Origin of the sequence: Ruegeria sp. R13_0 (genome assembly GCF_017743995.1) — a bacterium.
In the GTDB taxonomy this organism is placed as follows: domain Bacteria; phylum Pseudomonadota; class Alphaproteobacteria; order Rhodobacterales; family Rhodobacteraceae; genus Ruegeria.
Genome location: NZ_JAGHRB010000007.1, coordinates 203,588 through 217,372, shown reverse-complemented (window position 1 = coordinate 217,372; position 13,785 = coordinate 203,588). Strand labels below are relative to the sequence as shown.

At 60.0% G+C, this 13,785-nt stretch carries 9 protein-coding genes and 1 tRNA gene; 7 read left to right on the top strand and 3 right to left on the bottom strand.

Annotation, left to right across the window (positions count from 1 at the left end):
- Window positions 1-9: 9 nt before the first annotated feature.
- The 4 genes from J7394_RS11460 to J7394_RS11445 all read left to right on the top strand — a co-directional run bounded on the left by J7394_RS11460 (window position 10) and on the right by J7394_RS11445 (window position 6,037).
- On the top strand, window positions 10-3,300 hold the full coding sequence (locus J7394_RS11460) for an adenylate/guanylate cyclase domain-containing protein (protein ID WP_209253113.1): 3,291 nt from the start codon (window positions 10-12) through the stop codon (window positions 3,298-3,300).
- A gap of 102 nt (window positions 3,301-3,402) precedes the next feature.
- A complete protein-coding gene (locus J7394_RS11455; protein ID WP_209253111.1) occupies window positions 3,403-3,699 on the top strand; it encodes a hypothetical protein in 297 nt (98 codons plus the stop codon).
- Between the two features lie 20 nt (window positions 3,700-3,719).
- The gene (locus J7394_RS11450) at window positions 3,720-4,928 is read left to right on the top strand and encodes a YcaO-like family protein (protein ID WP_209253110.1); all 1,209 of its coding nucleotides are present in this window, start codon (window positions 3,720-3,722) and stop codon (window positions 4,926-4,928) included.
- A complete protein-coding gene (locus J7394_RS11445) occupies window positions 4,925-6,037 on the top strand; it encodes a TfuA-like protein (RefSeq protein ID WP_209253109.1) in 1,113 nt (370 codons plus the stop codon). The genes J7394_RS11450 and J7394_RS11445 overlap by 4 nt, the downstream gene beginning before the upstream one ends.
- Here J7394_RS11445 and rnr read toward each other — a convergent pair.
- Both rnr and dapE read right to left on the bottom strand, forming a co-directional pair.
- Window positions 6,034-8,292, bottom strand: a complete 2,259-nt coding sequence (gene rnr / locus J7394_RS11440) for a ribonuclease R (protein WP_209253108.1) — start codon at window positions 8,290-8,292, stop codon at window positions 6,034-6,036. The two genes, J7394_RS11445 and rnr, sit on opposite strands and share 4 nt — an antisense overlap.
- Before the next feature lie 62 nt (window positions 8,293-8,354).
- Window positions 8,355-9,494: a succinyl-diaminopimelate desuccinylase gene (gene dapE, locus J7394_RS11435; protein ID WP_209253107.1), complete on the bottom strand. Its 1,140-nt coding sequence runs from the start codon at window positions 9,492-9,494 to the stop codon at window positions 8,355-8,357.
- A gap of 208 nt (window positions 9,495-9,702) precedes the next feature.
- On the opposite strand from dapE, the gene J7394_RS11430 reads away from it, so the two are divergent.
- A complete protein-coding gene (locus J7394_RS11430) occupies window positions 9,703-10,761 on the top strand; it encodes a transporter substrate-binding domain-containing protein (RefSeq protein ID WP_209253106.1) in 1,059 nt (352 codons plus the stop codon).
- A gap of 80 nt (window positions 10,762-10,841) precedes the next feature.
- On the opposite strand, the gene J7394_RS11425 is transcribed toward J7394_RS11430, so the two are convergent.
- A tRNA-Leu gene (locus J7394_RS11425) sits at window positions 10,842-10,926 on the bottom strand.
- A 415-nt stretch (window positions 10,927-11,341) separates the two neighbouring features.
- Between J7394_RS11425 and J7394_RS11420 the strand changes: the two genes are divergently transcribed.
- Together J7394_RS11420 and J7394_RS11415 are read left to right on the top strand one after the other, a co-directional pair.
- Window positions 11,342-11,764 (top strand): hypothetical protein, encoded by a 423-nt coding sequence (locus J7394_RS11420; RefSeq protein WP_209253105.1) that lies wholly within the window; start codon window positions 11,342-11,344, stop codon window positions 11,762-11,764.
- Between the two features lie 2 nt (window positions 11,765-11,766).
- Window positions 11,767-13,779 carry a dynamin family protein gene (locus tag J7394_RS11415; RefSeq protein ID WP_209253104.1) on the top strand — a complete coding sequence of 671 codons (2,013 nt, stop codon included), beginning with the start codon at window positions 11,767-11,769 and terminating at the stop codon, window positions 13,777-13,779.
- Window positions 13,780-13,785 lie beyond the last annotated feature (6 nt).

Genomic DNA, 13,785 nt, shown 5'->3' with positions numbered 1-13,785 from the left:
AACAACACGATGGCAATTGATCTCGACGATTGGCTGCGCGCGCTTGGAATGGAGCGCTACATCTCGGCGTTTCATGACCATGATGTGGATGGCAGCCTGCTGCCGACGATCACTGCAGAAGACCTCAGGGATATGGGGATCGCGTCGGTCGGCCATCGCCGTCAGTTACTGAACGCGATTGCCTTGCTGCGCAGCGGGCAGGCATCGGACCTGGCAAATGGTCCTTTTGCGGAAAAGGCGGATCGTAGCCACTCGGTCGCGCCGCAACAGCGGCGACAGCTGTCAGTGGTGTTTACGGATCTTGTCGGCTCGACCCAACTGTCCGAACAACTGGATGCAGAAGAGCTTTCGACCCTGTTGACCAGCTACAAAAGCGCCGTGACCGAGATCGTCGAGGAATATGGCGGCTTTGTCGCGCAATATCTGGGCGATGGCGTTCTGGCCTATTTCGGCTGGCCGCAGGCCTATGATCATGACGCCGAACGGGCGGTCCGATCGGGGCTAAGCATCGCCGACTCGATGCATTTTCTGGGGCGGCCGCATGGGGTTAAGCTGAATTGCCGCATTGGCATCGCCACGGGCAATGTCGTTGTCGGGGACCTGATCCGCAACTCGTATATCGAAGAGGATCAGGCCGTCGGGCGCGCGCCCAACCTAGCTGCCCGTATCCAGTTGATGGCAAAACCGGGCACCTTGGCGATTTCGGATGAAACCAAGAAGATCGTCGAAGGCAAATTCGATCTGACCGATCTGGGAAATCACAAATTGAAAGGCTTCCGGGGTGAGGTACGTATCTGGCGCGTCGAAGGTGCATCGGACGGCCCCACCCCCGATTTCAAACGTCGGTCCAAGGAGAAGCTGCCGATCATCAACCGCAAGTTTGAACTGGCCCAGTTGGATAGCGCGTGGGAACGGGTCGAGCAGGGCGTTCCTCGCTCGTCGCTCATTTCTGGGGAGCCGGGGATCGGCAAGTCCCGACTGGTGGAAGAGTTCGTATCGCATGTGCTTGAGGCCGACGGCGCCGTTCTGCGCTTTCAATGCTCGCCCTTTCACACCAATGATGCCTTGTATCCGGTACTGAACCAAATCTGGTCTATGGTTTTGGGCGGGGGGCAGCTTTCGGCCGGGGACACAGCCCAGCGGCTGGAACAGATTTTTTCGGCTACAACCCTGGATCCGGGCAAGACAGCCTCATTGGCGGATGCCTTGATGCAGTTTCGCGAACACGGGCGCGACACCACGCTGCCTCTTGATGCGCTGGGCCGGAAAGAGATGACGTTTCAGGCGCTGATTGCTCTGTTCGAATGGTATGTGCGCGACAAGAAAGTGCTGGTTGTCTTCGAGGACCTTCACTGGATCGACCCGACCACCAAAGAGCTATTGGGACGGCTGCTTGAAACGTTCAAAGATGAGCAGGTCATGGTGCTGCTGACCTGCAGGCCCGCGTTTCAAACCGCGTGGGAGGTCAATACCCGCATCGAGCTGACCCGGCTGTCCAACGAGGAAATCGGTGAGATTGCGGCACATGTCTACGATCTGAAACCGGTGCCGATGCCGGTGCTGGAATTAATCGCAGATCGGTCCGACGGGGTGCCGCTTTTTGCCGAAGAGCTTTCCAAGTCGTTCATAGAAACCGGCGTCTTTGACCGGACCGATGGGGGTGGCGCTTCGATTGATGAGACGGCAGTGCCGACCACGCTGAACGAGTTGTTGGTCGCGCGCCTTGATCGTCACCCCGAATCCCGACGCATTTTGCAGACGGCTGCAGCCATCGGTCGGGATTTTTCCTTCGACGTTCTGTCTGCCGTGATTGATGAATCCGATCATGCGCTGTCGGCTCATTTGAACACGCTGGTATCTGCGCAGATTATTGTTCCCGCCCCGGCTGCGGCTCGCAGATACTCATTCCGCCACGCCCTGATGCGCGATGCAGCGTATGAGACCATGCTGCGATCCGTGCGTGCAATGGTACATGCGCGTATTGCGGCTGTACTTGGTGCGCGGTTTCGCAAAATCACCCCCGCCCACGTTCTGGGCAGCCATTGGGGGTTGTCCGGCAACCACGCGGAAGCAACACGGTGCTTCCAGCAAGCGGCGGAGCAGGCAAGTTCGCGCTATGCAAATACCGAGGCCACGGCTTATTTCAAATCCGCGTTGAACCATCTGGAACAGGTCGCCCTGTCGGATGGGTTGCACCCCGGCACTCTGCCGGAACGTGCCGATCTGCTGGAACAGCTTGGCACCGTCTTGACCTTGGTCCACGATCTGGACGGCGCGGTTGCGGCCTACCGCGAAGCCGGAGGGCTGGTCCATGACAATCCCCGGAAAACTGCTCGGCTACACCGTCTGACCGGCAATGCCTTACAACAGGATCGCGCGGGATCACTGGCCGAACTTGCCGCCGCCGAGGCCGCGCTCGATCAAACCGCGTGGCGGGACGATGCCGAGCTGCTGCGGGAGTGGATCGACATCCAGCTGAATACGCTCAACGTTCATTACTGGAGCGGGGACGGTGGGGCGATGTCACAACTGGCGGCTGGACTGGCGCAGGATGTGGGCAGCATGACCGCAGAACAACGCGCCGAGTATTTCGATCAACTGGTACTGCGTGACCTCAGAATGTCGCGTTATGATCCCACCGAGGACACGATTGAAACCGCATCGAACTATGTGTCTGCGGCTGAGGAAACCGGCAATCTGGCCATTATAGCCTCGGCCCTGTTTATCCTTGGGTTCGTCAATCTGCACCGCATCCGCCTGCCTCAGGCACAAGAGGCGATGAGCGCGGGTCTGGAAGCCGCGCGCCAATCCGGTCACCGCAAGATCGAGTTGCGCTGCATGACTTATCTGTCCCTCGTCTACCGGCGCATGCACAACCCATCCGAGGCCACGCGCCTGTCTCATGAAAGCATCGCGTTGGCGCGGGAGCTCCAGATGCATGAATATATCGCATTGGCAACCGCCAACCTGTCGTGGGAGGCATGGCAGCGCGGCGCTGACAGCACCGCGTGCAAGCTGGCCCGCGACGCGATGATTCAGTTCGAGAAGACCTCAATCGCTTATCCGTTTGAATGGTCCGCGCTGTTGCCTTTGATCGCATCCAGCCAGACGCAGAAAGACCTTTCGGAGGTGCCAAAGCTGTGCGCGCGCCTTCTGGACAGCAGCCAGCAAAACCTGCCCGAGACGCTGCGCAATGTCGTGGCAGATATCGCCACCCTGACAGGCTCGGATGACATGCCCCTGATCAAACAGCGCATCACTGCGTTAATCGACGCTGCACGCTATTCTGGGTTCCTCTAACACGGCCCATTTGCGCAAGACTGCCCCAGCCCGAAGGAAAGCTTGCGGCAACGGGTTCGATTTGCTGTAGTGAACGTGCCTGTATTGAGTGGAGGAGACATAATGTCCGAAAGCGATATTGAAAACTTTAGACACGACCTGATTATTGCAAACGATGATGGCAGCGTTCTGTGCATCCCGCGCGAGGTTTGGGACAATGACGCCTATCGTGTTGATCCGAAAAAATACCAGAACGACGACGGCTGGGCCTTGGTCCGAGAGCTTCTGGAATGTGGTGTGAACCTTGCCACCATCCCGCCAAAAGACTTCCTGCCGCCTGACAAGTTCGAACCCGAAGGCACCTGCTATCTGGTCAATATCGACGGGCTGAAACAGAGGCACAAATTCACACGCAGCTAGGATCAGCCCCGCTGACAGACATGGGGCAGGAGGGGGAAGACCAGCACCGAGCGCCTGCCCACGCGGTTCCGTCCGTACAGGTTCTGGACCGCATCTTGCCCCATATGAAACGCCTTGGCGTTACCCGGCTGGCTGATCTGACCGGCCTGGATTGCATCGGCATTCCCGTCTACGCCGCGCATCGCCCGAATGCGCGGTCTTTGGCCGTGACGCAAGGCAAAGGCGCGACCATCGCGGATGCAAAGGTTTCGGCTTTGATGGAGGCGGTCGAGCTCAGCTACGCTGAAACTCCGGTTTTGCCCCTGCGTCTGGCAAGCGCCGATGACTTGGCGAAGTCGGAAAACGTGATTGATCTTGAGCGTCTGCCCCGGATCTCAGATCACCCCATTTCGCGCAGCAAACCCGTGCTTTGGGCCGAGGGCAAGGCGCTCTCAGATGATCATACGGTCTGGGTTCCTTACGAGCTGGTCCATATGGATTACACGTTGCCCCTGCAGCCCGGATTGGGGTGTTTTCTGATGTCGTCGACCGGCCTCGCCTCAGGCAGCAGCGTTGATGAGGCCACCTGTCAGGCGCTGGCCGAAACGCTGGAGCGTGATGCAGTGACCTTGTGGAAGCGCAACCCAAGCATCATGGCGTCCTGCCGGGTCGATCTGCACTCCGTCACAGACCCGACTTGCAAAGCGCTTCTTGACAGGTTCGACGCCGCAGGGGTGGCTTGTGCAGTCTGGGATGTGACCTCGGACCTTGGAATTCCCGCTTTCTTTGCAACGATCATCGACCGTCAGGATGACACGAGACGTGGCTTGCAAGCGGCCTCGGGGGCAGGATGCCACCCTGCGCGGGGCATAGCCTTGTCTCGTGCCCTGACCGAAGCGGCGCAAAGTCGGCTGACACTCATCTCAGGCGCGCGGGATGATCGGACGCGCGACTATTATGAAGCGCGGCGCAATGCGGAAACGCTCCGGTCTCAGCGCGCCGAGATCGTCGAGGCGGACACACCACACCGGTTCGATCAGGTGCCGTTGCATCAGGTCCGCTCCCCTCGTGATAGCCTCAACTGTATGCTGGCCGCGCTTGAACGCGCCGGGCTTGAGGTGCCGGTCGCCGTTGATCTTTCGGTGCCCGACCTGCCCGCGACGGTCATACGAGTCATTGCGCCGGGGCTTGAAGGTACATCCTATGCGCCCGGATACCGCCCCGGCGCGCGCGCGCGGAAGGTGTTATGAGCCAAGGTGACATCGTCCTCTTTGCCGGTCCTTCCCTGCCGCACCCGTGTGGTGTGGAAAACCGGTTGCCGATCCGACGCCTTGGGCCTGCGGCGCAGGGCGATCTGCTGAAGGCGGCGCTCGCCCGCCCACGTGCCATCATCCTGCTGGATGGCTATTTCGAGGCCTTGCCCGCCGTCTACCACAAGGAAATCCTTTGGGCGCTGTCCGAAGGCATCTCCGTCTATGGTGCCGCCTCGATCGGGGCTCTGCGCGCCTGTGAGCTTGGCAGTTTTGGCATGATCGGGGTCGGAGAGATCTTTGACGCGTTCGCCCAATTCCGGCTTGAGGCTGATGATGAGGTCGCTCTGATCCATGCGCCCGAAGAGGTTGGTTTTGCCAATCTCTCAGAGCCACTGGTGAACATCCGCTGGACACTGGATGCCGCTGTCGCCGCGCAGGTTGTTGAGCGGCGGTTGGCGGATGCCCTTGTCGTAGCCGCCCGCCGCAGGTTCTATCCCGATCGCAGCTTTGACGGGCTCTTGGAAGACTGTGCGGCTTTGGACCCAGCCGCCGCAGACCGCCTGAAGGTATGGCTTCCCGAGGGCCGAATTGATCAGAAAAACAGGGATGCGCTGGCCTGTTTGAAGCGTGTCGAGAGCGACTGGCGGAACGATACGCTTCCCGACGCGCCAGCGTTCGAGTTTCGGCATACGGATGCGTTCGAAACCCTTCTGACGGGTGTGCTGTCTCACAACCCGCTGAACGATCCCGAGGTTCTTATACGATGCAAGACAGCCTCCGGTGATCGGTTCGACGCGCTGCGCCTTGCCGCAGAGATCGACGCGTTGGCTCTTGCGCTGGACCAGCACTCAGGGCAACCCGTTCCGGGCGAAGACCTTGTGCGTGCAGTATCAGAGTTTCGGCAGCAGCACGGCCTGCTTGATCAGCAGGCGCTGCAGCACTGGCTGAGTCGAAACGGCGTGGATATCGACGCCTTGTCCCGCAAGTTGGAGGAAAGCGCACGGATCGCCCGTGCGCGGCAACAGATTGAGCCCCACCTGAACGATCGTATGCGAGACTTGCTCGTGTTCGCACAGGGGACGTCACAACCTGCGGACAAAGGCTAGCGCTGACGCCGTTTTCGTTCGACCTTACGCTTGATCTTGTCCTTCTTGCGCTTGGTGCTGACCGCCTTGCGTCTGGTTGCGCGTCCCTTCGGCCCGCGTCCTCGGGGCAAGGCCTGATCGTCGATGGAGAGCAGCTCTAACTCCAAGCCGCCCGTAACCGGCGTCGCCTCGGTCAGTCGCACGGTGACACGTTGGCCAATCGCTATGATCAGACCGGTATCCGAGCCCATGAGGGTTCCTGCCTCGCGGTCGAAATGGAAGAACTCGCGCCCCAGCGAGCGGACCGGCACCAGCCCATCCGCGCCGGTTTCGTCCATCTTCACGAAGGCCCCGAACCGCGCGATGCCGCTGATCCGGCCCGTGAACTCATTGCCGACACGCTCGCTGAGGTAGGCCGCCAAATAGCGGTCGGTCGTGTCGCGCTCGGCCATCATCGAACGTCGCTCGGTGTCAGAGATATGGGTCGCGGTTTCGTCAAGCCGGGCGATTTCATCTTCGGTCAGACCGTCATCACCCCAGCCATGGCCCGAGATCAGCGCGCGGTGGACGATCAGGTCGGCATAGCGCCGAATGGGCGAGGTGAAATGTGCATAGTTCCGCAGCGCCAACCCAAAATGACCGAAGTTTTCGGGGTTGTAATAGGCCTGCGCCATCGACCGCAGGGTCGTCAGGTTGATCAGCTCCGCGTCCTCGGTACCCGCCGCCGCGTTCAGCAAGGCGTTCAGGTGACGGGTTTGCAGAACCTGCCCTTTGGCCAAGTTCAGGCCCGCAGCTTGGGCCGTTTCACGCAGGCTCTCTAGCTTTTCGGGCGCGGGTTCCTCGTGGACGCGGAACAGCAAGGGCCGACGTTTTGCAATCAGCGTTTCAGCCGCCGCGACGTTGGCGAGGATCATGAATTCTTCGATCAGCTTATGCGCATCTACACGGTCGCGGAAGGCAACGCTCGTCACCTCACCCGTGTCGCTGAGGACGATCTTGCGTTCGGGCAGGTCCAGTTCCAGCGGTTGCCGCGCCGCGCGCGCGGTTTTCAGTGCGGTATAGGCGGCGTAGAGCGGTTTCAGGACTGTCTCCAACAGCGGTCCGGTACGGTCGTTGGGGGTGCCGTCGATGGCCTCCTGCACCTCAGCATAGTGCAGCGACGCGGCTGAGCGCATCAGGCCGCGCACAAAGCGGTGGCCGATCTTGTTGCCCTCGGCGTCGATCTGCATCCGTACGGCGATACAGGCGCGCGGAACGCCTTCGTGCAACGAACACAGATCACCGGACAGACGATCCGGCAGCATCGGCACGACGCGATCCGGGAAATAGCTGGAGTTGCCTCGCTTGCGCGCCTCGCGGTCCAGCGCGGTGCCGGGCTGCACATAGGCGGCGACGTCGGCGATGGCGACCCAGATCACATGACCACCGGGGTTCTTGGGGTCGTCATCGGCATGGGCATAGCAGGCGTCATCATGATCACGCGCATCCGAAGGGTCGATGGTCAGCAGCGGCATGTCGCGCAGGTCTTCGCGCCCCTTCAGGCCAACGGGTTTGGCCTTGTCAGCCTCGGCGATGACCTTGTCGGGAAAATCGTCGGGGATGCCGTGCTGGTGGATCGCGATCAGCGACACCGCCTTGGGTGCGGTCGGGTCGCCCAGACGTTCAACAATGCGGGCGCGGGGCAGGCCCATGCGCGATTTGGGCCCAGCCTGCTCGGCCTCGACCAATTCCCCATCCTTGGCACCCAGCAAGGCCCCTTCGGGCACTTGCCATTCGGTCTGCCCGGCCTTGTCGATGGGCACGATGCGCCCGCCCTCGGCCCCTTTGCGAAAGATGCCAACGATCTTGCGCGGGTTGGTGCCGATGCGGCGGATCAGGCGGGCCTCATAATTGTGGTCTTCTTCCTGCACCACGCTCAGTCGGGCCAGAATCCGGTCGCCCTCGCCCAAGGCGGGATCGCTGGCGCGGGTGATCAGCAGCACGACCGGCTCAACCCCTTCGCCATGCCACTCCAGAGGCCGCGCGAACAGGTCGCCATCCTCATTGGGGGCCTTCACCTGCAGCACGCTGACCGGAGGTAGACGGTCCGGGTCGCGATAGCTGCGCTTGCGCTTTTCCAGATGCCCTTCGGCCTCAAGCTCTTTGAGGATGCGTTTCAGATCAATCCGATCCGCGCCCTTGATGCCAAAGGCCTTGGCGATATCGCGTTTCGAGGTCAGGGTGGGGTTCGCCGAGATCCAGTCGAGGACCTCTTGCTTGGTGGGGATGCGAGTCATGGGTTTGGCCTAGCACGGCGGTGCGACGGCGTCATGACTAAAATCGCAGCCCCCTGACCCGCTCAGGCGAAGTAGTCTTTCAGAATGCGGGTGTAGATCGCCTTGAGTTGTTCGATCTGGGCCACCTCGACGCATTCATCCACCTGATGCATGGTCCGTCCGACCAGCCCGAACTCTACCACCGGACAGTGGTTCTTGACGAACCGCGCGTCGGATGTGCCGCCCGTGGTCGACAGCTCGGGCGTTATGCCGGTCTCGGCTTTGACGGCATTTGACACCAGATCGGACAGCGCGCCCGGAGGGGTCAGAAAGCTTTCGCCCGAGATCTTGATCCGGGTCTCAACCTCGACGCCGTAATCCTGCGCCACCTGATCGGCCTCCTGCAGCAACCAATCGCTAAGGGCAGCCCCGGAATGCAGCTCGTTAAAGCGGATATTCACTGCCCCACTGCATTGCGCCGGGATCACGTTGGTCGCGGCGTTGCCGGTGTCGATTGTCACAACGGCCAGCGTGGAGGCATCGAAGTGATCGCTGCCCTGATCCAACTCGTGACTGGCGAGCCGATCCATCAGCCGCGCCATCGCTGGCAGAGGGTTCTTCGCCCGATGGGGATAGGCCGAATGTCCCTGCACCCCGGTCACCGTGAACCACGCAGTCATTGAGCCGCGACGACCGATCTTGATCATCTCGCCCATATGGTTTGGACAGGTCGGCTCGCCCACCAGACAGACCGACATCTGCTCATCCGACTGATCCATATAGTCCAGCAGGGCCGTCGTGCCGTCCAGCGCATCGGCTTCCTCATCCCCGGTGATGGTCAGGATGATGGCCCCGTCAGGTGGTGTATCGCGCACAAAATCCACAGCCGCCGCTGCAAAGGCCGCAACCCCGGATTTCATATCGGTTGTGCCGCGTCCGAACATGACGCCGTCATGCACCTCGGCCCCGAACGGTGGCTTGGTCCAGGCGGCCTCGTCGCCCACCGGAACAACGTCAGTGTGGCCGTTAAAGCCAAAACTGCGCGCGTGCCCTTTGGCCCCCCAACGGGCGAACAGATTGCAGATGCCGCCGCGATCCACCCGCGTGCAGTCAAACCCCGCATCTGACAGCAGATTTTCCAACAAGACCAAAGCCCCCCCTTCAACGGGTGTGACCGATGGGCAACGGATCAAATCCGCTGTCAATTGAACTGCGTCCGTCATGTCGGGCCTCGGGGTTGGGTTTTCGCTCAGGTTCCCGCACAGATTCAACGAATTGGCCGGATTGCCAACCCCAATCCGCCAGATTTCCCCGGTAATTCCCACAATGTGTCGAGTTGAGACGCCAATAAAACATGGTGCTTTACCCTGCGGTGACCTTGCTGTTTTGACCTCAATCGCGCTACAGGGCGGCGAAACAGGTAATTTGACCATGAAACGCGCCTATTACGCATTGATCAGCCTGACTTTCGCCGTTCTCGCACAGCAAAGCCTGGCCCAAACCTTGAACGTCACCACGGTGACCCGCCCACCGTTTTCCTATGTTGAGGACGGTGCCGAGGCTGGTTTTTCCATGGATCTGCTGGCCGCCCTCGCCGAGTCGCTGGAGTGGGAGTACTCCGTCACCCGGGTCGAGGCCTTTGCAGACATGCTGGGGGCCGTGCAGGATGGCTCGGCGGATCTGGCGATCGCAAATATCTCGATCACTGCGCTGCGCGAGACGCAGATGGATTTCAGCCAGCCGATCTTCGAGGCTGGGTTGCAGATCATGGTGCCCTCGGATTCGGCACGCAAGCCGTCGCTGCTGCAGGCGCTGCTGTCGGCCGAGCTGTTCTTTGCCATCGGCTTGGCCTTTGCCATCCTTCTTGGGGGCGGCATGCTGATGTGGGGGTTCGAACGTCGCGCGCAGCCCTATTTCGACCGAAAATTGAACGAGGCTTGGTTCCCTTCCTTCTGGTGGGCACTGAACTTGGTCGTCAATGGCGGCTTTGAAGAGAGGATGCCGCGCACGCCCTTTGGCAGGATCTTGGGCGTCATACTGGTAGTGTCGTCCCTGTTCATCGTCTCGGTCTTCACCGCCCGGATCACCAGTGTAATGACGGTGGATGCGATCACCGGAAATGTGAACTCCGTCAATGACCTTTACGGCAAAAATGTCGGCACGATCGAGGGATCGACGGCCGCCAGTTTCCTCAACCGACGCGAGATCGAATACGTGGCCTATCCGGGGCTTGATGAAATGTTGGAGGCCTTCAAGGCCGAAGACCTGAACGCCGTCGTATTCGACGCCCCGGTCCTGTCCTATTTTGCCGCCCATGAGGGTCGCCGTATCGCCACGATGACCGGAGGGATCTTCCTGCGCGAAAACTACGGCATAGCCTTCCCGACGGGATCGCCCTTGGTGGAAGAGGTCAATCAGGCGCTTTTGGCTTTGCGCGAAGATGGCACCTATGACGAGATTTACCGCAAATGGTTCGGGTCGCGAAACTAAGGGGCAGGCCTCTGTTTTCACAGGGACAGCCAACTGAGCGGACCAGCTAAAACGCTACAATTATCGCCTATGGATGTCAGTGGTGCGGGTGGAGGGACTTGAACCCCCACGCCTTGCGGCGCCAGAACCTAAATCTGGTGCGTCTACCAATTTCGCCACACCCGCAACCGGACGCTTTTGCGTCGGACTGGAGCGCTGGATAGCAAAGCTTTTCCGCCAGCGCGAGGGGTAAAATCCACCCAATGGCAAGTTTTTGCGCTTGAACAAAACGCCATTGCGATTCGCTGGTGTTTGCCAAGCGCTGCGGTATAGTCCGCCAACGTTGCCAATTCGCGAACTATGCGGTTCGTCGCGAGATAGATGTTTTTGAAAGAGAACCCCATACACGTTGGGGTTGAGGCATTCTTATGAATCACGCGCCTTAATGGCGCCACATTTGAAACGCCAAAATATCTTATTCGCGTCAAATTAACACCGCCTTGAACGGGCTTCTTGGTCGCGTAGGAGTTAATGAGTCTTTTCTGCCACTTAGGCGCCTTTACGAGTTTTTTGCTCAACTCCAGTCTCGAGGTTCTTTGCTGTGACCGATCTGAACAACTCCGCTGCCCACGAGCAGGATGCCGTCATCTTTGCACGTGAGAGTTTTCTGGGTGAACTCAAAACCCTGAACCGTGATTACCCCAATACCGGCTTTGGAATTTCACTACGCACCCATTCGGGTCAGCACTATCTGCTGGCAAACGCGCGGATGCCGCTGCCTGCCAGCAAGTCTGATGGCTTCCCGACCGGGCGTCGCGTTGCCTGCCTTGAAAACGGCGACCGCTTCAGCTCAATCGAGGTTCTGGCAGATTCCGAAGGCTATGAAACCATTACACCACGGGCCGAGGCCGAAATTCTGGGCAACGCCCTGAACCTGATCGCCCGTATCGACACCCTGACCGGGATCCCGGCTCAAGGCGCGGACCACGCGCCCCGGATCACGGCAACAGGAACCGGAGGCTGAACATGGCGCGCAATGACCACCTTTTGTCTGTGGGCAATGAAGCTCTGATGCCGATGACGTCGGCGATGACGTCGTTGACATCGCAGATCGACCAACTGACAGAGGTGGCGGATGCGCGCTCCTCGGCGCGTCTGGCAACGCTCAAGACGCGAATGGAAAACTTCACCGCCAGCGTGACGATGGTAGGGCAGGTCAAGGCCGGCAAGTCCTCGATCGTTAACATTCTGGCAGGCCGTCCAGCGTTGCTACCGTCGGATGTGAACCCGTGGACTTCGGTGGTCACGACGCTGAACATCAACACGCGCCCGCCGGGCGACACCAAGTCCAAGTTCACCTTCTTCGAGCAGGAAGAATGGGACAACCTGATGGTGGGCGGCGGTCGTCTGGGCGAGCTGGCCAACCGCGCCGGTGCGGATGACGAAATGGACGATATCCGCCGCCAGATCGGTGAGATGAAGGCCAAATCAGAAGAACGTCTTGGCAAGCATTTCGACCTGATCCTAGGTCAAAGTCACCAGTACGATTACTTCGACGAAGAGCTGATCCAGCGCTACGTTTGTCTGGGCGATGAGGACGATCCGGATATCGACCCCAAAACCGGACGGTTCGCCGATGTAACCAAATCGGCCGAGCTTTACATGGACATCCCGCAATACCCGATTGCGCTGAAGCTCTGCGACACGCCCGGTGTGAACGATACCTTCATGGTGCGCGAGCAGATCACGCTGCGCAGCCTGCGCGGGTCCGAGGTTTGTGTTGTCGTGCTGGCCGCAAGCCAGGCGCTGACCACGATGGATATGGCGTTGATGCGGATCATCGCCCAGTTCGAAAACCGTCAGATCGTCCTTTTCGTGAACCGTATCGATGAGCTGGCTGATCCGGTGAACCAGGTGCCCGAGATCCGCGACCGGATTCAGGACACGCTGAAACAGAACAACATCGACGCTAACACAAGTGTCGTGTTCGGCAGCGCCCTATGGGCCGAAGCTGCCTTGACTGGCAACCCCGAAATCCTGACCGAGGAATCGCGTGAGGCCCTGAACACCTTCTATCTTGCCGCAGGGTTCGGGGATCAGGCGCCGTCGCTGGATAAGATCTGGGCGCTTTCGGGCCTGCCCGATCTGCTTTTGGCAATGAACGAACGTATCGCCGAAGGGGCAGGGGCCAGATTGCTGGACCGTGTGCGCCACCGGGCGCGCAACATTGCCAGCCAGATTCGCGCCACCGCGGTTGCAAAGACTCTGTCCGGGGGTGAGGGCGTCGTCCGTGATCTCGACGGTGCGTCGCCCGAGGATGCGATTGCCGCGGTTTCCGCCGAGTATGACAAAAAGGCCGCTGACTTGACCGCCAAGCTGCGCGACAAGGTGCTGGAGCGTTTGAACTCAGCCGAGACGAGCTTTGTCAAACGGGCCACCGACTCTCTGATTTCGCACCTGGAACAGAATGGCGAACAGGGTACGTGGCAGTATGATCCTGCAGGTCTGCGGACGCTGCAAAAAGCGGCCTATTTCAGCTTTGCCCGTTCGATGCGCAAGGAAGCTGGGGCTCTCTATTCGGCTGCGGCGGCGGATGTCGAGGCGCTCTATCAGAAACTACTTGGCAATCATCTGGGCGAGTTCAATATCGAAGCCCCGATTGTGCCCCGTGTACCGCCCCCGCTGGGGATTGGCCGCACCATCGCGCTGGACCTGCAAAGTACATGGTGGCGGCGCTGGTGGCAGAAGCGCAAAGGGTTTGAAGCTTATGCATCTGACTACACCCGCCTGATCGCGTCCGAGGCGAACTCGATCACCAAAGATATCGAGGAAAATCAGGTCGCCGCCGTACTTGAAAACGTACGGGCCGTCCTGACCGACTTCCTGCGCGAGCAGAAGGAAACCCTGCTGAATATCTCGGCCACGGCCGAGAAGGATGCAGGGCAGAATCCGGCGCTGATGGCAGGTCTGCAATTGCAGAAATCCCGTGACGAGATTCTGGGCAACATCCTCAAAGACCTAAGCAACGAAGCGGCGTAAGTAGAA